Here is a 20,361-nt window from a genome sequence, read left to right as displayed (position 1 = left end):
GTCGATTGTGGCTCACGATGATCTCTCCCAGCGCATCTCAGAACTCGCTCGCTCCCTGTCGTCCATCGAGGCGGTGGCAGATGTCGAGACGCTCCGCTCCGAGATCGTCTCGCTCGAAGAGCAGGTGGCCGCGCCCGATCTGTGGGACGACCAGGACAACGCGCAGCGCGTGACCTCCCAGTTGTCGGCCAAGCAGGGCGAGGTCGACAAGTTGATCAGGCTTCGCAGCCGTCTCGACGATGCCGAGATGATGATGCAGCTGGCCGATGAGGAGGGCGACGCCGACGCGCGTGCCGAGGTGGTCAACGACCTCGTCAAGCTCTCGCGGGACATCGAGGCCCTGGAGGTCCGCACCCTGCTCTCCGGCGACTACGATCCCCGAGATGCCCTGATCACGATCAGGGCCGAGGCCGGCGGTGTGGATGCCGCCGATTTCGCCGAGATGCTGATGCGCATGTATCTGCGGTGGGCGGACCGTCACGGGTACCCGGTCGAGATCTACGACACGTCCTACGCGGAGGAGGCCGGCCTCAAGTCCGCGACCTTCGCGGTGAAGGCACCCTTCGCCTACGGCACGCTGTCGGTGGAGCAGGGCACGCACAGGCTGGTGCGCATCTCCCCGTTCGACAACCAGGGGCGTCGGCAGACCTCGTTCGCGGGTGTCGAGGTCCTCCCAGTCACGGAGGAGACCGACCACATCGAGATCCCGGAGGCCGATCTCCGCATCGACGTGTTCCGGTCCTCCGGCCCCGGGGGACAGTCGGTCAACACGACGGACTCCGCGGTGCGCATCACGCACCTTCCCACGGGCATCGTGGTGAGCTGCCAGAACGAGAAGTCGCAGCTGCAGAACAAGGCGGCCGCGCTCCGGGTTCTCCAGTCGCGGCTGCTCGAGCGGATCCGCCAGGATCGGGAGAAGGAACTCAACGCCCTCAAGAGCGACGGCGGGAACTCCTGGGGCGCGCAGATGCGCTCCTACGTCCTGAATCCTTACCAGATGGTCAAGGACCTGCGGACTGAGCACGAGGTGGGCAACCCGGACGCGGTGTTCGACGGGGACATCGACGGTTTCATCGACGCCGGCATCCGGTGGCGCAAGCAGAGCGAGATGCAGTCCTGATCCAAGCGCCCGCGCACTGCGTGTTGCATTAGGCAAGCGTTGAGTGGTGATCTAGACTCGCGTTTCAACTGAGAGTTTCTCAGGATCTTCCCCAACCGTCGGAGTGCCGCGTGATCACGTTCGAGGACGTCACCAAGTTCTACCCTGGCCAGGAGCGCGCTGCCCTGCGAAACATCAACCTCGAGATCGGTCGCGGCGAGTTCGTGTTCCTGGTGGGGCAGTCGGGGTCAGGGAAGACGACGTTCATCCGGTTGATCCTGCGCGAGTACCGGCCCACGAAGGGCACGCTCTACGTGGCGGGGAAGAACCTCAGCACCATGAATCAGTGGAAGGTCCCGGCGCTGCGGCGCCAGATCGGGACGGTGTTCCAGGACTTCCGACTCCTCCCGGGCAAGACCGTGTACGAGAACGTGGCCTTCGCTCTTCAGGTGATCGGGAAGCCGGCGAGGGAGATCCGGTCCATCGTGCCCGACACTCTGGAGCTCGTGGGTCTCGCCGGAAAGGCGGACCGCGCCTCGGAGGAACTCTCCGGCGGCGAGCAGCAGCGGGTGGCCATTGCGCGTGCCTTTGTGAACCGTCCCAAGATCCTCATCGCCGACGAGCCCACCGGCAACCTCGACCCGGAGACGTCGGTCGGCATCATGAAGCTGCTCGATCGCATCAACAAGGTCGACACCACTGTGATCATGGCCACCCACGACTCGACCATCGTCGACCAGATGCGCCGCCGCGTGCTCGAACTCCGTGACGGAGAGCTCGTGCGCGACCAGGCCAAGGGCATCTACGGGTCGGCGTAGGGACGGAGAGACACATGCGGCATTCCCTTCGCGAGACCTGGTCCGGTCTCCGACGAAACCTGGCGATGACCATTGCGGTCATCGTCACCATGGGCGTCTCGCTCGCCCTGCTCGGCGCCGGCCTGCTGACGTCCATGGAGGTCGACCTCGCCAAGCGCAGCCTGTACAACAAGATCGAGATCTCGGTGTTCCTGTGCACCGAGAACACGCAGGGCGGACGATGCGAGGCCGGCAAGGCCACCACCGAGGCGCAGCGGGAGCAGATCCGGCAGACGCTGGAGGCCAACCCGGAGGTCAGCGAGGTGGTCTACGAATCCAAGCAGGCCGCCTTCGAAGAGTTCCAGCGCGTGTTCAAGGACTCCCCGGTGGTCGCCTCCAGGACCGCCGAGGACATGCAGGACTCCTTCCGGATCAGGCTGGTCAACCCCGAGAACTACGCCGGGCTGGTCAGTGAGGCCAAGGGGCTTCAGGGCGTGCAGAACGTCCAGGACCTGCACACCGTGCTGGAGCCCATGTTCAAATGGCTCGGCGCGCTGCAATGGGGAACCATCACTATGAGTGCGCTGCTGCTTCTGGCCGCGTCGCTCCAGATCGCCAACACCATCCGGATGGCCGCCTTCACCCGCCGGCGGGAGATCGGCATCATGCGGCTCGTGGGTGCCTCGAACCTCTACATCCTGCTGCCCTTCCTGTTGGAGTCGCTCATCGCCGGCCTCATCGGCGTCCTGCTGGCTTCCGGTGCCCTCACCCTCGGGTACTGGGTGGTCATCGTGCAGAACGCCCAAACCTCAATCACCGCTTTACCGTGGATTGGCTGGGGAGACCTTGTCACTGCCATTCTGGCCATTGCGGCAGTGGGGATCGCCTTGTCGGTCATTCCCACGCTGTTGGCCACCAGAAAGTACCTGCGCATCTAGCAGCCCCAAAGGAGGGACCAGCGTGAACCGGGAACTTCCCCATGTCCCCCATGCTCGCCACCCAATGACGTCCAGGATCGCCCGCGGCATCGTCGCCGCGATCGCCGGCATCGCGCTCACCGCCTCGCTGGCTGTGCCATCGCCGGCGGACGAGCTCGATGACCGGCAGCGTGAGCTGCAGCAGCAGCTGGCCTCGCAGGCGGATGCCGTCGAGGACGCCAACGCGGATCTGGCCTCCGCGGTGGCCGCCCGTCAGTCCGCGCAGAGCCGCCTCGCCACCGCCGAGGCACAGCTCGCCAAGGCGGAGGCGGCCGAACGCGTGGCCGTCGCACTTGATCAGCAGCGCGCTGCCGAGCTGGAACAGGCGGAAAAGGACCTCGCCCGCGCTCAGGCGGATGTCGCGGCAGCGCTCGCCGCGCTGGACTCGGTCAACAGGCGCCTCGACGAGGAGATCCTGGTCACCACCCAGCAGAACCACGGACTGCTCAATCTGGCCCTGCTGTTCTCAGACGTGACGCTGTCCAACCTCAACCAGCGGGCGCAGCTGGCGGACACGTTGTTCGATTCATCGGCCAAGGAACTCGACGAACTCGAGATGCGTCGCCTCATGCTCGAGGACGCGCAGGCGGCCGCGGACGCGGCCGAGCAGGCGGCGACGCAGGCCAGGGCTGCGGCCGCCGAACAGTTGAAGGCCAGTGAGGCCGCGACGGCGTCAGCCGCCGACCTCCGGGTGCAGGTGGCCCAGCTCGTCGAGGAGTCGGCCGCGGCCGAGCGCGCGGCGGCTGGTCAGCTGGCCGCGGAGGAGGCCCGCCAATCCGCCCTCGCGGCCGAGAGCGCAGCGGTGGAGCAGCGCATCCAGCAGCGGATCGCGGCACAGAAGGCCGCGGCGGAGAAGGCGGCCCGGGAGAAGGCCGCCGCAGAAAAGGCCGCGGCAGAGAAGGCGGCCCGCGACGCCGCGGCCCGCCAGCAGGCCGCCTCCCGCAGCGCCGCCAAGTCGACGGCCCCCGCGCCGGCCAAGGCCCCGGCGAAGCCAGCCGCGACGTCCAGCGGTTCCGGTTTCATCTACCCCGTACCCGCGCGAATCACGTCCTCCTACGGCATGCGTCTGCATCCTGTGCTCGGATACTGGAAGCTGCACGACGGCACAGACTTCGGAGCGGCCTGCGGCACGCCCATCAGGGCGGCGGCCGCCGGTGTGGTCTCGGAGCGGTACTACAACGCCGGCTACGGAAATCGGCTGATGATCGATCATGGCCTCATCGACGGTGACTACGTCACCACCGGCTACAACCACGCGACGCGCTACGTCGTGGGCGTCGGTCAGCGCGTGTCGCGCGGGCAGCTCATCGGTTACGTCGGAGACAGCGGTTACTCCACCGGATGTCATCTCCACCTGATGGTGTGGCAGGACGGTTCGGTGGTCAATCCCATGACGAAGTGGTTCGGCTGAGGCGTGTCATACTGGGCGAATGCCCAGGGAGACCGGACGCAAGCTGATCGCGCAGAACAAGAAGGCCCGGCACGATTACCTCATCGGTGACGTGTTCGAGGCCGGCCTCGTGCTGACCGGCACCGAGGTCAAGACGTTGCGTGCCGGGCGCGCCACGCTCCTGGACGCGTACGCCACCGTCGACGACAACGGCGAGGCCTGGTTGATCAACGCCCACATCCCCGAGTACGAGTTCGGGACGTGGCGCAACCACTCGGCCCGCCGCACCCGCAAGCTGCTGCTGCACCGCAAGGAGATCGCCAAGATCTCCCGGCAGCTCGACGGCTCAGGTAAGACGCTGGTTCCCCTGGCCCTCTACTTCAATGACGGGTACGCCAAGGTGGAGATCGCCGTCGCGACCGGCAAGAAGGACTGGGACAAGCGCCAGGCGCTGGCGGAGCGCGACGCCAAGCGTGAGGCAGAACGGGCCCTGGCCTCCCGGAACCGCTACAACCGGGGCTGAACCGGGGTCCGATCAGGGATTCTCCCGGTGTGGCGGCGGTCCTCTTGGCGGCACACTTGACGCATGAGCGCTTTCCCGCAGCACCCCACCACCCACGTCACCGAGGCAGCGCGCGACCGCGCCGTCGCCCACCTCCAGGCGTGCTACGCGCAGGGGCAGCTCGACGAACGGGAGCTGGACCGCCGTCTCGATCAGGCCCTCGGAGCCAGGGACCGGGCGGAGCTCAACCGCTCGCTCGCTGGCCTGGCCCGGATCGCCCCGGCGCCGCTGCGCCCGGCAGCACCAGGGCAGCCGTCGCCGGTGGACAACGTGGGAGCAGGCCTCGTGCAGCTGTCAGGGCTGTTCACCTCCTTCGTCGGCCCCGCCGTCGTCAAGGCCGTGGCCACGCCGGGCTCGCGGGTGTGGTGGGAGGCGGCGAGGGCGCTCAGCCTGCAGGTGACCATGATGGTGGCAGGGTTCGCCGCCCTGGTGATCGGTCTGGTCCTCGGGTTCGAGGGCCTGATGGGCCTGGTGTGGTTGGCCTGGTTCGCCGCGACCCTCGCGGCAACGGTCAGGGCGTTCAACGGACAATCGGGCACTGGCCGGTTCGAGCGGGTCCTGCTGGCCAAGCCGACGGCGCCGCGCGGACAGTTGCCGCGCACGCGCTACAATGGGTGACGTACAACTCAACAGGGGGGTGACTGGTTTCGACTTGGGACGGTAGTTCCAGGGGAAGCGGGTCGAGGATCCATGCTTATCTCGTAAACGACGCATGGAAACCAATAAGTGCCGACAACAGTCAAGCACGCTTCGTTCTCGCTGCCTGATCAGCGACCGAAGGGTCAGCCCGGACGAGCCTTCGGTCCGGTTACTGGCCTCATCTAGAGGGCTTGCTGAACCACCTGTGTGTCAGGGGTGGTTCGGGACTTCACTGCCACTGGGCTCGTTTGCGACATGCTGACGTGAGTGCAAGAGCCGAGTAGAACGATCTGTCAGCTGCACCCGGAGAAGCCCTGGTTCATCTCTCGAGGACGCGGGTTCAATTCCCGCCACCTCCACCCCCTGGGGCCGTCAGTTCGCTGACGGCCCCTTTTTCCTTGTCAGAAGTGTTTACCCGATCGGCCCTCATCCCCGGCATCGGATTTGACCTGATCCCTGCGCAAGATGTCAGGCGCTAGTGAAGGTGGACGCATCCACTTTCTGAACAGTGGCTAACTAATGAGAATCGCGAGCTGTGATCTTCTCATTAGGAGGACGTTGAGAAGATGGTGGCCGATCTCGGAGTACCGGTGGTCACGACTCAGGCCGACCATGAGTCCCGCCGTCCGGGTCACGTGATGCTGGCTCGGCGTGAACTCTCTCGAATCACGAGCTTGTATGCCACCTCGTCGTCCATGGAGGCGTCCTCGTCGCCAGCGATGAGGTCGAGGAGCGTGCTGACGGCACCGCCTGCGATGGCTTCTTTGTCCGGGGCGATCGTGGTCAGGGATGGAACGGAATAGGCTGCCTCTTCAATGTTGTCGATGGAGGCGATGGCCACGTCTTGTGGGGTGTGTCGGCCGGCGTCGGCGAGGGCGCGAAGGGCGCCGAATGCGAGTAGGTCGGTGAAGCAGAAGATCGCGTCGAAACTCAGGCCGGAGGCGAGGGCCTGGCTCACGCCTGTGCGCCCAGCCTCCCGGCTGAACGAATCTGTGTAGATCATGAGTTGCTCATCGACGGCGATTCCGGCCTCGGCCATGGCTTCCCGGTAGCCCTCCAGCCGCTGGCTGGAGCTGCGGTAGTCCGCGTTGTGGTAGGCGCCGAGCGCGGCGATTCGGCGATTGCCTTGGTCGAGCAGGTGGCGGGTGACGTCTCTGGCGGCCGCGCGGTTGTCGATGGCCAGTGCCGGCCACTGTGAGTGGGAGATCTGTTCGCCGATGAGGATGGTCGGCACTTCGGGCGGGGTCGCGATGAGGTCGTCGTTGACCATGGTCATGGGGGAGAAGATGAGTCCGTCGACCATGTGTGCGGTGAAGTCCTGCAGCGCGCGCGTTTCGCCGGCGAGCGAGCCGCCGGTTTGGCGTGCCATCACGGTGTAGCCGTGTGTCTGCGCGGAGCGCTCCACCAGCTCGGACAGTTCAGCGAAGTAGGGCTGTGAGAGTTCGGGCACGGCGAAGCCGAGGATGTTGGTGCGGCCTTGGCGGAGCCTGCGGGCGGACAGGTTTGGGCGGTATCTCAGTTCCTTGATGGCTGCTTGGACGCGGGCGCGGGTTTCTGGTTTGACGTGCACATAGTCGTTGACGACGTTGGAGACGGTACGGGGGGACACGCCGGCGAGCTGGGCCACGTCGTGGATATTCGCAGTCATATTTTCCTCTGCACTTGACTTTTGCCACGTTGCAGGCGCAGACTATCACTAAAGTGTTTGCAACGTGGCAAAAAGGTGACTTGGAGGTGTGCATGTCGACGACGACAGCCGCGACAGCGGTCAGATCGGCCCCCGCAGGGCGGAAGCGACGGTCGGTCAAGGTTGGGTTGCGGCACGGGTTGGCGTTCACAGCGCCGTTCCTCGCGCTGTATCTGATCTTCGTGATCTACCCCGTCGTCCAGGCAGTACAGATGAGTTTCTTCGACTGGGACCTGCTGGGCTCGGCGCGGGACTTCATCGGCGTGGACAATTACGTGCGGATGCTCGGCGGGGTGAACATCGAGTGGTCGATGCTCCACCTGTTCTGGGCCCGGCTCGCACTGGTGCTCGCGGCGGTGATGCTGCTCATGGGGCCGATCCGGCGCAGGTCGCTCACCGTGTGGCGCGTGGTGGGAGTGCTAGGGATAGTGGCGTTGGCGGGCCTGCTGGGCTTCCATCCGGGGGAGGCCGGTTTCTGGAACGATCCGGTCTTCTGGACTGCGTTGAAGAACACGTTGTGGTTCACCGCCGTCTCGACACCGATCATCGCGATCCTGGGCCTGGTGATGGCTCTGGCGCTGCAGGGCAGGCGTCGGGGGTCGGCCTGGTATCAGGCCGCGTTCTTCCTGCCTTACATCCTGCCGGTGTCGGTGATCACGTTGATCTGGGCCTACTTCCTCTCGCCTAATCAGGGGCTCCTGCAACGACTGCTGGGTTATGTAGGGATCGACCCGTTGTCCTGGCTAGCGGATCCCGAGCTGGCGATGCCAGCGATCATCCTGACCACGGTGTGGTGGACCGTGGGTTTCAACCTGGTCCTCTTCACCGCCGGACTCCAGGATGTCGACAGGTCCCTGTACGAGGCTGCGTCGCTGGATGGGGCAGGGCCGTGGCGCAAGTTCGTGCACGTGACCCTGCCGGGTATCCGCCACGTCGTGCTGCTGGTGATGGTGATGCAAGCCATCGCGTCGTTCCAGGTCTTCGGGCAGGTCAACATCATGACCGGCGGCGGCCCGGGAACGTCCACCGAAGTGGTGATCCGGCATATCTACACAACCGGCTTCCGTGACTTCGATCTCGGCTACGCCTCGGCCATGTCGCTGTTCCTTTTCGTCGTGATGCTGATCGTGTCCGTCGTGCAAATGCGGTTCCTCGGAAAGGACGACACGCTGTGAGTACCTCAACCCTGACCCGAGAGTCCCGCCCCCGCGAGCGGAAGCGAATCTTCGGCACGGCCGCCTATCACGTGGCGATGGTGGTCGCCGTCCTGGTCTGGCTGATCCCGATGATTTGGATGGTGTCGCTGGCGCTCAGCGACAATGCAGCGCTGACCACGAACACGACGAGCCTGCTGCCCCTCGACTTCACCTTGGACAACCTGCTGGGAGTCTTTTCGGTCGGTCTGACCAGCCGCTGGTTCCTGAACAGCGCGGTGGTGTCGATCCTCACCACTCTCGCGACGGTGCTTCTGTGTGCCATGGCGGGCTATGCCTTCGCCCGGATCGACTTCCGCGGCAAGAAGATCATCTACGCCAGCGTCCTGGCCGGGCTGATGATCCCCAAGGAGGCGATGTTCATCCCCCTGTTCACGATGGTCGCGGACTGGCAGATGCACAACACCTATCAGGCGCTGGTGATGCCCCGCATCGCCGCCCCGCTCGGCGTTTTCCTGATGACCCAGTTCTACGCCAAGATCCCCTTGGAGGTCGAGGAGGCCGCTCGCGTGGATGGGGCCGGCCCATGGAAGACCTTCTTCCTCATCATGCTGCCGCTGGCGCGACCCGGGATGGTGTCGCTGGGCATTTTCACCTTCGTTCAGACGTGGAACGACTACCTCTGGCCTCTGGTGTCGGCGACGAAGGCGGAGATGTTCACCATCACCACCGGACTGGCCTCACTCCAGGGCAACTTCGCCCAAGCCACAGAACTCGGCAGCCTGATGGCCCGGGGCCTGATCGGCTCCCTACCCCTGCTCATCATCTTCATCGTCTTCCAGCGTCATCTGATCCGTGGGATCGGCATGACGTCCGGCGGCAAGTAACCAAACCCATCTCACCCCGCTTCACCGTAGAAGGAGAAACCCATGAAGAAGCGCGTCCTGTCCATCCTCCCGCTGGCCCTTAGCGCCGGACTCCTGTTGTCCGGGTGTGGTACCGGCACAGGCACCACACCCGACCCAGAGGCCGGCGACCTCACAGCGCAGATCAGTGCCGTGACCCCTGAGCAGCTCGACGGCACCACCATCACCATGTCGCGGATGTTCGGCGACTGTGAGGAAGCCACCTCGGGCGTCACCGATCCGTCGAAGGCGGGCTCGGAGTGTGAGGCCATCCAGATCCTCACCAACCAGTTCAACGCCGAGAACGAGTACGGCATCACCGTCGAGCGACTCGGCGGCGCGGATTGGAACTCGTACTACGACGCATTCAACGCCTCGGTCGCCGGCGGCGATCCCGCCGACATCGCCAATCTCCACGACTACGCGCTCGGTGACTACGCCAAGCGCGGTCAACTCCTCGGGTTTGATGCCACTGGCGCGGGAATCGACCTCGACGACGCTACGGAGCAGGCGCAAGCCAGCGTGCAGTGGGACGGCACGACTTACGCCGTCCCCTTCGACTCCCACGCCATCCTGGCCCACGTCAACACCGACGTCCTCGAAGAGGCCGGATACGTGGGCGCCGACGGCCGCCCCGTGATGCCGACCTCCCGCGAGGAACTGCTCGAGATGGGCAAGGCGGTCAAGGACAAGACGGGGAAGTACCTGATGTCGATGGGGGTCGCCAACGACGACATGGCCTGGCGTGTGTTCTACTCGCTGGTCGCCCAGCAGGACTCGGCGCTGATCACCGACGACGGCACGGCGCAGATCGACTCGGATGCCGCGAAGGAGGCGCTGGCCCTGATGAACGAGTTGATCGAGGCCGGATACATCCACACGGCCGCCGACTACTCGGGCTCGATCGATGAGTGGAAGAACGAGAAGTCCGCGATCCTGGTCAACGGCACCTGGGTGGTCAACGAGTACGCCGCCACGACCGAGTTCGGCTACGCGGTGACCGACTTCCCGACCATCTTCGACACCCCGGCCGTGTGGGCGTCCTCGCACATGTGGGTGCTGCCCACCCAGAGCGACAACGACCCGGTCAAGTACCGCGCAGCCCTGGAGTTCGCCAAGTTCCTCTACGACAACACCAACGTGTGGGCTATCGCCACTGGCCACATCGCCCCGCGGGTCTCTGTGATCGAATCGGAGGAGTACCAGTCGGCACCCAACCGCGAGTTCTACACCGAGACCGCGCTCAACAACATTCGCTTCGTGCCCCAGACGGAGAACTGGACCGCCATCAAGGAGCTCATCCACTCCCAGCTCGAAGAGGTCTGGTTCAACAACAAGGACATCGACGCGGCCCTGTCAGAAGGCCAGCAGCGCGTCGAGCAAGCCCTCAGCTGAGCACCGCACCCCGACGATAGAAGGAAGAAGCAATGTCGCGCGTCGCCCGACCCACCGTCAGCCTCGACGGGCCCTGGACCCTCGAGATCCTCGGCCACAACCTGCCCAAGCTGACCAGCGTGGTCCAGGTCCCTGGCCCATGGACCACCCAAGTCCCCGGGTACGGCGACTCGCACGACTCGGTCAGGTACAGCCGTCGATTCGTGGTGGAACCGGGCACGCGCGACACCTCCTTCCTTGTCTTCAACGGCGTTAACCATGAAGCCATCGTGTCACTCAACGGAGTGGTGGTGGGTCGCCACCGCGGCGCCTGGGAACCCTTCGAGTTCGACGTCGCCCACGTCCTTCAATCCGGCGAGAACCGGCTCACCGTTGAGGTGCGCTACCCACCCAGACTCGGGTCCGCCGAGGGCCCCGGACAGCTCGAGATCTCGCATGGCAAGCAGACCTGGTACGGCACCACAGCCGGGATCTGGCAATCCGTGCGCCTCGAACATCGACCCACCACCCACCTCCAGGACGTCAGGGTCGTCGCCGACGCAGGAAGTGCACGCATCCGGGTGACCGCGCAGGTGGCCGGCCCCTTCGATGGCGCCGCTGTCACCGTGGTCGTCGAACACGACGGCCATGAGGTGGCCCGCCGTGAGGTACCGGTCGCCGGCGAGGAGATCGACGTTGAGGTGGCCGTACCCGACGCCAAGCTGTGGGGGATCGGAGACCCCCAGCTGTACCAGGTCACGGCCCACCTGGAGCGAGACGGCGTTGCCGACAGCCAACAGCTCAGCACGGGTTTCCGGACCATCGAGGCACGCGACGGCGAGATCTACTTCAACGGGCACCGGCTCGAGCTGAGGGCGGTGCTTGACCAGGACTACCACCCGGGTTCTTCGACGATTCCCGCCAGCGTCGAGGAATGGGAAGCGTTCCTCATCCAGGCCAGGGACCTGGGGTTCAACATGTTGCGCGTCCATATCAAACGCCCCCACCCCAGCTACTACGACATCGCCGATCGGCTGGGCATGCTCGTCTGGACCGAGCTGCCCAGCTGGCTCACCTGGACCCCTGAGGGTGCCAGCGAGGGGGCGGACCTCCTCCACCGCCTCATCGCGCTGGATGGGCACCACCCGAGCATCGTGATCTGGACCGTGATCAACGAAGCCTGGGGACTCGACATGGCCAGCGCCAGGCAACGCGCCTGGCTCAACGACACCTTCCGCGCCGTCCGCGCCGCCACACCTGGATCCCTGATCGTGGACAACTCCGCCTGCTTCCCCAACTTCCACCTCGAGAGCGACCTCGACGACTACCACATCTACCGCGGCATCCCCGAGTCGCGACGCGAGTGGGACTCCATCCTCGACGAGTTCGCCTCCCGACCCGACTGGAGCTGGTCTCCCCACGGTGACGCCATCCGCAGCGGACGCGAGCCGCTCGTGCTGTCCGAATTCGGCAACTGGGGCCTACCCCACGTGCTCGACCAATACGAAGACGGCCATGAACCCTGGTGGTTCGCACTCGGCGCGGACTGGGCCTACGGCGCCGGCGAAGGAACTGGACTCGAGCAACGCTTCCACCGCCTGGGACTGGATCAGGTCTTCGGCTCCTGGGACAGGCTCGTCACGGCGCTGCAGAAGGCCCAGTCCATCTCGAACCGCTACCAGACCACCAGCATCCGGGCCAAACACTCCATCAGCGGATACGTTCTGACCGAACTCAGCGACGTCCAATGGGAGGCCAACGGCCTCTTCGACATGAACCGCACACCCAAACAGTTCACCGCCGAGTACGCGCTCTGCAACGGGCCGCGCGCGGTCGCGCTTCGCCCGCAACGCTACTCCCTGACCACCGGAGAACACATCCCCTGCACCGTCACAGTCACACCCGCCCGCACCGGCCAACCCCGAGGCCCGCAGGCTGGTGAGGTGCGCGTCACACTCGACGGCACCCTTCTGGCGGTCCTACCCGGCGACCCCATAGATTGGACCACCCACGACCTCGTCGTCACGGCACCCGCGCTGCCCGGTGCCTACACACTGATCGCCGAACTCTACGAGGACGACACTCTCATCGCCCGCGATGAGGCCGACCTCGTCGTCACCTCCGCAGCCGCCGAAGCGCATGACTGGCCCATGGTCGCAACAACAGATCCGGCGCTGGCGCTCTGGGCAGGCGCGTTGGGGCTGGAGACGATCGACGCGACGATGCTGGACCTGTCGTCCCCGACCCCTGGCGTGGTCTGGGCCACCAGGCTGTTCGACGACGACGCCCAGCGGTACGCGCGAAACGGCGGCAGGGTCCTCATCCTCGCCGAAGACCCGGAAGCGCTCGGAACAGGGTTCAAACTGCTCACCTTCGCCAGCCTCCGATCACGCTCCGGCGACGGCGACTGGGTACCCCGAACAGACTGGCTCGACCGGACCGGACCCTTCGCCGACATCCCCGGTGACACCATCCTCGGCATCGCGTTCGAAGACATCCTCGGCGATCTCGTCATCAGCGGCATACCCAACGCGATCCGCCCCGCAACCGTGGCTTCCGGCCTCTTCAACGGATGGCTGCAAGGATCCGCATCCACCACCGTGACCACACCATTCAGCCAAGGCCTCGTCACCATCACCACCTACAGGCTCCGCGACACCGTCGACACCGTGCCTATCTCAGCCCCCCTCGGCAGGGCCGTTCTACTCGCCGCATCAGGGGCTTGATGCGGCGGGGCTCGTGAACTCACACGGCGGCATGCCGAGCGCAGGTGCGGTCGCAGGCTGGCAGTGAGCTCGGGCGCGGGTGGGGCTCATGGGACTGACGTTTCTCATGCTGCCTGGCCTCGTGGCGTGCGGTGTCAACATCGACGATCTGGGTGAGGAGCAGGGCCACCGCGTGTTGAAGGTCAGTGGCTGCGAGGTTGCCCAATCCGTAGGCTGCCCTCATGTCCGACGTCACACGTCCAGCCCTGCCGCCGTCGTTCGATGTGTGCGAGGCCGACGAGCGAAGCATGTTACTCACCTTCCTCGACGAGCACCGCGCCGCTGCGGCCGCGACTCTGGATGGCCTCACCGAAGAGGAGGCTCGACAATCCCTGGTCACGTCCGCGACCACCGTCCTCGGCGTGGTGAAGCACCTCACCCTGGTGGAGACGATCTGGTTCACCGAACTGTTGACGGGGACCACGCGAGCGGATCTCGGGCTTCCGGCCACTCCCGTCGAGAGCTTCCACCTCGAACCCCGCGACTCGGTGGAGTCGATCCGTCGTGGTTACGACGAGGCTTGTCGGCGCTCCCGCAAAGCGATCGCGGGCCACGAACTGGACGAAGTGGTCACCGGCCACCGCTTCGGGCCCATGAGGCTGCGCTGGATTCTGCTGCACTGCATCCGCGAAACGGCACAGCACGTCGGGCACGCGGAGATTCTGCGCGAGCAGACGCTGGCCACACGAGACTGACGCGTGCGGCGCGGTTAGGTGGCCTAAGGAAGGGAGCGCACCATGGGAATTCTGGCGGTGGACCTGTTCATCACCCTCGACGGCGTCTACCAGGCACCAGGCGGTCCCGACGAGGATCGTTCCGGAGGCTTCGAGTACGGCGGCTGGCAAGCGCCGTACTTCGACGACGAGTCAGGCGCCATGATCGGGGCCGGCATCGACCGGCTGGACGCGCTGCTGCTCGGCCGTACGACGTATGACATCTTCGCAGGCTACTGGCCGAACCGCGGAGACAACCCGGTGGCGGTGAAGTTCAACGCGGTGCCTAAGTTCGTCGCCTCCCGCACTCTCACCAACGCGTCGTGGGCGGGTACCGCGGTGGTGTCGGACGTTGCGACCGAGGTTGCGGCTTTGAAGGGCCGCTTCAACGAGATTCACGTGATCGGCAGCGGGAACCTGGCGCGGAGCCTGTTCGCGGCAGATCTCGTCGACCGGCTCAATCTGTACCTGTACCCGGTCGTGTTCGGAACCGGCAAGCGATTGTTCGACGGCACGGTCCCTGCCGCGTTCCGTCTCGCTGAGCTGCCGGTCGCGTTCCCGAAGGGCGCCGTGTCGCTCGTCTACGAACGCGCCGGTGTGCCCGTTACGGGGATCGCCATCAACGGCTGACCCCCGGTGGCCCAGCTGAACGCGATCTTCCGAGCGCCCGCGGTCTTGCGCAGTCACCGAGGTTCACCGGGCGTCGACTACCTCGCCGTTCCGCGGAAGGCCGCCATAGAACGCGATGGGCACCGCGGTTGCACTCATCACGTCGACACTGCTGATTGCCTGCAGGTGGAGGTGCGGCTCGGTGCTGTTGCCCGTATTGCCGCAGCGTGCCAACGCCTGGCCCACCTCAACGTGTTGACCCAGTCCGACCCGGATGCTGTCTTGCTGGAGGTGGCACAACGCGACCACGGGGCCGCCGCTGGTCTTGATCATCACGTGGTTCCCGGCAAGGGCCGGCCAGCCAGCAGTTGCCCTGCGTGCTTGGGTGAGGGCGTAGCGGAGCGATGGCAAGCCTCGGAAGGCCGCATGGTCGGGTTCGGAGTCGTGGACGGCGACGATGATGCCGTCCACCGGGGCCAGGACGGGCCGCCCAAAGCCCGGGAAACGCGCCGCCGGTTCGGGGTACAGGAGCGAGGCGAACGTGATCGGCGTGCTGCGACCGGATTCGTCCACCGGGACGAAGTCGATCGCGAAGGACGAGGCGTACAGCGTCGTGCCGTGGCTTGGGACCCGGTTGGCGGGGCTGTTCTGCGTCAGCCACCGGCCGGTGAAGGGGTAGGCGAGGTCAAGGGTCGTTGGCACGGGGCGGCTCCAGTCTCACGGGCTCGACCATCCCATGGTGGACCGCGATCCGGTTCGCTGGACGCACCCACCTGCCGCAGACGGCGGTGACGCTCACCCGATGACCGCTAACGGTCCTTCTTCAGGAGTGGGGACCTGGAAGTGATCGAAGTACTCAGCTGCGATCGCGGGTGGAAGGACGAAATCATCGCCATGGGTCAGCGCTCTGGCCCGCACACGTTCCAGGCACGTGCCCCGATCTGTTGCGAGATAGAGCGTCTCGGGAATCACGCCGTAAGGCGCGAGCAGACGGCGCCAGTCGTCGCGCATGTCCCGTGACCAGAAGGAGAAGTCAAGGACGACATCACGGCCCTGGCCGACGAGTTTGAGGAGACGCGTGCGCAAGTCAGCGTCGATCACGGCCCGAACGGACTCGGGCAAGGGCATCCCGCGCACGCCGCGGTCCCAGGCCTCCTGATCGAAGGAGAGTCGTGCCATACCCGCCGCCTCCAACTGGCGGGCGACGGTGGACTTGCCGGACCCGGCCGGACCGCACATGAACACCACTCGCACAGTCCGAGTCTAGAACGAGGCGGGGTGGGCATGACGCGCGCGTTCATCAGCACCTGGGGCCATGTGCAGCCGCCTGGTCGGCGGTGTCACGTGTCGCCCGTAGCTAAGCGTGAACCGGCACGCGGGGTTTCGTCGACATGTCCTGCTCGGGCGGCGCGAACGCCACGCTCGGCGGCGTGCGGTACGCGTGCACGAATCCGGCGATCGCCAGTATCAACAGCAGCGCGGCGATGCCGAAGGCGAAGTTCGATGCGATCCGGGCAATGTCACCGAGTTGGCTGAAGCCGTAGGGGGTCAGCAGGGCGCCCTTCAGCATGGTCCCCTCGAACATCTTCTGGCGCACTGTCGTCACGTCGGCGAGCTTCTGCTCCAGGGCGGCTATGCCGGGGGCTTCCGCTTCCTTCGCCGCGGTGATCTCTGCCCTGATCTTTCCCAGCTCCGCGCCGAGCTCGCGGTAATTCATGCCGTCGACGTAGGCCACCTGGGTCATCCCGAGTCGGGTGGCCAGCCAGGTGAGGTGCCCACCTAGGTACTCGTTGGCGAAACACTCAGCCTGCTTCCCACTGGTGACGGCCTGGCCGGCATAGTCCAGCACGCACCCCGACCGGTCCTCCGTGAAGGCCGTTTCCTGTGCTACGAGGTCCGTGGCTGCCGGGAAGGTGACGCTCTGCGCCTCCAGCTGGTCGTGGACGTAGGTTTCGGAGAAGTCGGCGCGATTGGCCAGCACCAGACCGAGAATCAGCAGAAGACCGGCCATGGCGAGGAAGCCCCCGCTGACCATGAGATCCAATGTGCGTCTTTTCATGGAGACCACCCCTCCTGTTGAATGGTGATGGTGCCGTGGCCTGGCGCCGCGGCAACCTGGAGATTCCATGGTCGAGCACTCCGCCGGACCGGGGCAACGGCGGTTCCCGCCATCATCTGTGGAGGAAATGCGACAACAGGGATGGGTGGTTTTCCCCATCCCTGGGCCGAGAGTCGGCGTACCGTCAGGCGTATGGGACCGCTGAGCATCCGCGTTCTCCTTGTGGACGACCATGCTCTGCATCGCGAGGGCACGCGCCACATCCTCGAGGAGCACGACGACCTGGAGGTGGTCGGTGACGCCGAGACCGGTGAGGCGGCACTGGCACTCATCGCTCAGCTGAAACCCGACGTCGTAGTCCTCGATATCCGGCTACCCGGGATCAGTGGCATCGAGACGGCGCGAAGGGTCCGCGATCAGCACCCCGGCGTGCGGGTGCTCATGGTCTCGGCCTACGACGACGACGAGTATGTACGCGGCTCCTTCGAGGCGGGGGCGGTCGGGTACCTCAGCAAGTCCGCGCCCGGTCGTGAACTGGTCGAGGCGGTCCGGGCGGTCGCTGCGGGCGCCACGGTGCTTCGGTCAGCGCTGCTCCGGCCGTTGCTGACGCGCGATCAGGTCCAGCCCGGACGGCTCACAGCCCGCGAGTTGGCCGTGCTTCAATTGCTGGCCGAGGGACTACACAATAAGCAGGTGGCGATGCGGCTCGGCATCAGCGCGCGCACCGTCGAGCGCCACTGCGACAGCATCTATGTGAAGTTGGGCGTCGGTTCGCGGACTGAAGCCGTGGTCCGGGCCATCTCCGTCAAGCTGGTCAAGGTCGACGAACCCCGCTGATCCTGCCGCGACCACCACCGCTGGACGGCTGGCGGTCGGCCTGGTGCACCCGCCGGTGCGCGATCCGCGGTTCTGGATCGTTCAGGCCGGAATCTTGACCTGGGCGATCGTGCACGACGTGGTGCTCGTCCTCCTGCACTGGGACCATGTGGCGGGCGTCCCGTCGCCGACAACGTCGGTGCTCCTGCTCATTCCGGTGATGTACGCCGCTCTCAACTTCGGCGTTCGCGGGGGGATCGGCATTGCACTGTGGGCTACCGCCCTCGTGGTCCCGCACTGGTTCCTCAGTCCCCAGTTCAGCGCTGCCCATGTGTGGGTTGAGGTCGGGTACCTGGTGGTGCTTTACGCGGTCGCGGTGGTCGTGGGTCAGCGGGTGGAGCGGGAGCAGCGCGCTCGCCAGAACGCCGAGGCGGCACTCACGTCGGCACGTCGGGCCGAGGCTCGCTACTACACGCTGTTCGAGGACCAGCCCGCGCCCGTTCTGATCAGCGACCTCTCAGGGCGGCTGGTCGAGGCCAACACGGCGGCGAAGCGTCTGCTGGGCACGGTTGTACCAAGGGGAAATGTCGCCGAACTGCTCGGTGTGGACCTGGAGGTCCTGCTCCAAGGCAACCGGTCGTTCCTGACGCTCACCACTGGTGGCAACGGCGAGGTCCTGCTCATGCCCACGGCGCATCGGCTGGAGGACGCCGACGGTACGGCGATGGTGCAGATCGTTCTCACCGACATCACCGAGCAGCACCGGCGTCAGGAGGAGCAGCGCACCCTCGACGACCTGACCGAACGGACACCGCGGGCCGACGAGATGCGACGGCGCCTCGCTCAATCCGCCGTCGTGGCTGATGACGCCACCGTCTCACTCCGCAAGATCATCCAGGGACTGCGGCCGCCCGTCCTCGACGACCTCGCCCTCGTTTCGGCCCTGCGGCAACTTACCGAAGAGACGCGCTCACGCAGTGACGCCATCGTCAGACTCGAGGTCACCGGGGAAGCGGGGCGTCTGAACCCGGACCTGGAGCTCGCCGCCTATCGCATCGCGCAGGAGGCCCTGAACAACGTCGTCCGGCACGCGCACGCCAAGCATGCGACCGTGAGCCTGTGCTTCGCGGACGAGAGCCTTCGTCTCACAGTCTCCGACGACGGGCGAGGAATCGCCTCGACGGGGCCGCGGGCGGGCCCGCGGGTAGCCTGGGACTCATCGGCATGCGCGAGCGGGTCGACATGGCCGGGGGGACGTTCGCCATCGCCGCGCTGCGGCCGCACGGCACTCGGGTGCAGGCCATTATCCCGTTGAGTTCGGTGCGAGGGTCGCACCCCTGAGCTGTGGACCATGCACAACTCCGGCGATCAGCAGGCGGGCGCAAGGGCGTCATTGAGCCATTACAGTGGCCGGTGTGATGCACACTGGAGCGGTCGCCGTCGGACAGCTGCTGGTCGCCACGCAGCCGGGCCGCGGGGGCTACTTCGACCGTTCGGTCATCCTGCTGCTCGAGCACAACCCCGAAGGCACCCTCGGCGTGTGTCTGAACCTCCTCTCGGACCTGCCGGTCTCCAGCATCCAGGAGGGCTTTCGCGACCACATGAGCCCCCCCGTGCGCGTGTTCGAGGGCGGCCCAGTCAACCCGGATGTGGCCATCGCGCTCGGCGAGCCGGCGACTCCGGATTCACCGCCTCCGGGGTGGGAGCGGATCGTCGGAGACATCGGGGTGGTGGATCTCAACTTTCCCACCGAGTTGATGGACACGTCGTTCAGCCATCTCCGCCTGTTCGTGGGGCTGTCGGGGTGGGCGCCGGGCCAGCTCGAGAGCGAACTCATCCGCGGTTCCTGGTTCCGCACCCGGGCGCGCCCGGAGGACGTGTTCGGTCACCCCGAGGGACTCTGGCGGCGGGTACTGCGACGCATGGGAGGCACCGCGGGCCGCTGGTCCACCTGGACCGACGAACCCGGCCACAACTAGCACCGCGCTGTCGCGGCTACGATGGGGACGCGAACGCAAGGAGGCCGGTGTGAGCGACGCCAAGGGCAAAGCCCGCATTCTCGTCATCGATGACGACGCGGCGCTGTCCGAGATGCTGCAGATCGTGTTGAGGCAGGAAGGCTTCGACACGGTGCACTGCACCACAGGGGAGGCGGCTGTGCAGGAATTCCGGCACTCCCACCCCGATCTGGTCCTGTTGGACCTCATGCTCCCGGGTCGGGACGGCGTTGCGGTCTGCCGCGACATCCGCGCCGAATCGGGGGTGCCCATCATCATGCTGACCGCCAAGTCGGACACGGCGGACGTGGTGGGAGGCCTGGAGGCCGGGGCAGACGACTACGTCGCCAAGCCGTTCAAGTCCAAGGAACTCATCGCCCGCATCCGCACCAGGCTCCGGCGCACCAACGGCGACGCGGGCGACGATGCGCTCTCCATCGGGGATCTCACCATCTCGGTGTCGTCTCATGTGGTCCGACGCGGCGGCACGCACCTACCGCTCACGCCTCTCGAATTCGACCTGCTCCTCGCGCTCGCGAAGCGGCCCACGCACGTGTTCACCCGCGAGGCCCTGCTCGACGAGGTGTGGGGTTACCGCAACGCGGCGGACACCCGGCTCGTCAACGTGCACGTCCAGCGGCTGCGGGCCAAGGTGGAGAAGGACCCGGAGCGTCCCGAGATCGTCATCACCGTCAGGGGAATCGGGTACCGGGCCGGTGAATCGGCGGCGTAGGGCCCGGACGGGGGTGCGCCAGCTGTGGTGGAGCTCCCTCCCGCTGCGGGTCCTCATCTCCACGCTCGCCCTCTCGATCGTGCTC

General features: G+C 66.0%; 20 protein-coding genes and 1 other RNA gene. 17 read left to right on the top strand and 4 right to left on the bottom strand.

Going from position 1 to position 20,361, the window contains the following annotated elements; all coding sequences use genetic code 11:
* Window positions 1-7: 7 nt before the first annotated feature.
* From prfB to ssrA, 7 genes are all read left to right on the top strand, one after another.
* Window positions 8-1,120 (top strand): peptide chain release factor 2, encoded by a 1,113-nt coding sequence (prfB, locus tag ACZK5N_RS02350; RefSeq protein WP_459019874.1) that lies wholly within the window; start codon window positions 8-10, stop codon window positions 1,118-1,120.
* A gap of 110 nt (window positions 1,121-1,230) precedes the next feature.
* Entirely contained in the window at window positions 1,231-1,917 is a 687-nt protein-coding gene (ftsE, locus tag ACZK5N_RS02345; RefSeq protein ID WP_459019873.1) for a cell division ATP-binding protein FtsE, read from the top strand.
* Between the two features lie 14 nt (window positions 1,918-1,931).
* On the top strand, window positions 1,932-2,834 hold the full coding sequence (gene ftsX, locus ACZK5N_RS02340; RefSeq protein WP_459019872.1) for a permease-like cell division protein FtsX: 903 nt from the start codon (window positions 1,932-1,934) through the stop codon (window positions 2,832-2,834).
* A 64-nt stretch (window positions 2,835-2,898) separates the two neighbouring features.
* Window positions 2,899-4,284 carry a M23 family metallopeptidase gene (locus ACZK5N_RS02335; protein ID WP_459019871.1) on the top strand — a complete coding sequence of 462 codons (1,386 nt, stop codon included), beginning with the start codon at window positions 2,899-2,901 and terminating at the stop codon, window positions 4,282-4,284.
* Window positions 4,285-4,303: 19 nt separating this feature from the next.
* Window positions 4,304-4,786, top strand: coding sequence for an SsrA-binding protein SmpB (gene smpB, locus ACZK5N_RS02330; RefSeq protein ID WP_459019870.1), 483 nt, complete (start codon window positions 4,304-4,306; stop codon window positions 4,784-4,786).
* A gap of 63 nt (window positions 4,787-4,849) precedes the next feature.
* A complete protein-coding gene (locus tag ACZK5N_RS02325) occupies window positions 4,850-5,443 on the top strand; it encodes a DUF1707 domain-containing protein (protein ID WP_459019869.1) in 594 nt (197 codons plus the stop codon).
* 15 nt (window positions 5,444-5,458) lie between these two features.
* Window positions 5,459-5,826: a transfer-messenger RNA gene (ssrA, locus tag ACZK5N_RS02320) on the top strand.
* A 269-nt stretch (window positions 5,827-6,095) separates the two neighbouring features.
* Here ssrA and ACZK5N_RS02315 read toward each other — a convergent pair.
* On the bottom strand, window positions 6,096-7,112 hold the full coding sequence (locus ACZK5N_RS02315) for a LacI family DNA-binding transcriptional regulator (protein WP_459019868.1): 1,017 nt from the start codon (window positions 7,110-7,112) through the stop codon (window positions 6,096-6,098).
* Between the two features lie 92 nt (window positions 7,113-7,204).
* Here ACZK5N_RS02315 and ACZK5N_RS02310 point away from each other — a divergent pair, with 92 nt between their 5' ends.
* From ACZK5N_RS02310 to ACZK5N_RS02285, 6 genes are all read left to right on the top strand, one after another.
* Entirely contained in the window at window positions 7,205-8,326 is a 1,122-nt protein-coding gene (locus ACZK5N_RS02310; RefSeq protein ID WP_463624606.1) for a carbohydrate ABC transporter permease, read from the top strand.
* Window positions 8,323-9,192, top strand: coding sequence for a carbohydrate ABC transporter permease (locus ACZK5N_RS02305; protein ID WP_459019866.1), 870 nt, complete (start codon window positions 8,323-8,325; stop codon window positions 9,190-9,192). The genes ACZK5N_RS02310 and ACZK5N_RS02305 overlap by 4 nt, the downstream gene beginning before the upstream one ends.
* Before the next feature lie 42 nt (window positions 9,193-9,234).
* Complete coding sequence (locus ACZK5N_RS02300; RefSeq protein ID WP_459019865.1) at window positions 9,235-10,605, top strand: type 2 periplasmic-binding domain-containing protein; 1,371 nt, start codon at window positions 9,235-9,237, stop codon at window positions 10,603-10,605.
* A gap of 32 nt (window positions 10,606-10,637) precedes the next feature.
* Window positions 10,638-13,310 (top strand): glycoside hydrolase family 2 protein, encoded by a 2,673-nt coding sequence (locus ACZK5N_RS02295; protein WP_459019864.1) that lies wholly within the window; start codon window positions 10,638-10,640, stop codon window positions 13,308-13,310.
* Window positions 13,311-13,531: 221 nt separating this feature from the next.
* Window positions 13,532-14,044, top strand: a complete 513-nt coding sequence (locus ACZK5N_RS02290) for a DinB family protein (RefSeq protein WP_459019863.1) — start codon at window positions 13,532-13,534, stop codon at window positions 14,042-14,044.
* A 42-nt stretch (window positions 14,045-14,086) separates the two neighbouring features.
* Window positions 14,087-14,692, top strand: a complete 606-nt coding sequence (locus ACZK5N_RS02285) for a dihydrofolate reductase family protein (RefSeq protein ID WP_459019862.1) — start codon at window positions 14,087-14,089, stop codon at window positions 14,690-14,692.
* Window positions 14,693-14,755: 63 nt separating this feature from the next.
* On the opposite strand, the gene ACZK5N_RS02280 is transcribed toward ACZK5N_RS02285, so the two are convergent.
* The 3 genes from ACZK5N_RS02280 to ACZK5N_RS02270 form a co-directional block, all read right to left on the bottom strand.
* Window positions 14,756-15,373 (bottom strand): M23 family metallopeptidase, encoded by a 618-nt coding sequence (locus ACZK5N_RS02280; protein WP_459019861.1) that lies wholly within the window; start codon window positions 15,371-15,373, stop codon window positions 14,756-14,758.
* Window positions 15,374-15,466: 93 nt separating this feature from the next.
* Complete coding sequence (locus ACZK5N_RS02275) at window positions 15,467-15,925, bottom strand: P-loop nucleotide/nucleoside kinase family protein (protein ID WP_459019860.1); 459 nt, start codon at window positions 15,923-15,925, stop codon at window positions 15,467-15,469.
* A gap of 103 nt (window positions 15,926-16,028) precedes the next feature.
* Entirely contained in the window at window positions 16,029-16,730 is a 702-nt protein-coding gene (locus ACZK5N_RS02270; protein ID WP_459019859.1) for a hypothetical protein, read from the bottom strand.
* Window positions 16,731-16,922: 192 nt separating this feature from the next.
* Here ACZK5N_RS02270 and ACZK5N_RS02265 point away from each other — a divergent pair, with 192 nt between their 5' ends.
* From ACZK5N_RS02265 to mtrA, 4 genes are all read left to right on the top strand, one after another.
* Window positions 16,923-17,567, top strand: coding sequence for a response regulator transcription factor (locus ACZK5N_RS02265; protein WP_459019858.1), 645 nt, complete (start codon window positions 16,923-16,925; stop codon window positions 17,565-17,567).
* A 94-nt stretch (window positions 17,568-17,661) separates the two neighbouring features.
* Complete coding sequence (locus ACZK5N_RS02260) at window positions 17,662-18,861, top strand: sensor histidine kinase (protein ID WP_459019857.1); 1,200 nt, start codon at window positions 17,662-17,664, stop codon at window positions 18,859-18,861.
* A gap of 103 nt (window positions 18,862-18,964) precedes the next feature.
* A complete protein-coding gene (locus ACZK5N_RS02255; RefSeq protein ID WP_459020392.1) occupies window positions 18,965-19,525 on the top strand; it encodes a YqgE/AlgH family protein in 561 nt (186 codons plus the stop codon).
* Between the two features lie 49 nt (window positions 19,526-19,574).
* The gene (mtrA, locus tag ACZK5N_RS02250; RefSeq protein ID WP_459019856.1) at window positions 19,575-20,276 is read left to right on the top strand and encodes an MtrAB system response regulator MtrA; all 702 of its coding nucleotides are present in this window, start codon (window positions 19,575-19,577) and stop codon (window positions 20,274-20,276) included.
* The last annotated feature ends 85 nt before the right edge of the window (window positions 20,277-20,361 follow it).

This window comes from Tessaracoccus pujii (assembly GCF_055326215.1).
Note: the sequence above shows the minus strand (reverse complement) of the source record. Positions and strands in the feature narration are given on the sequence as shown.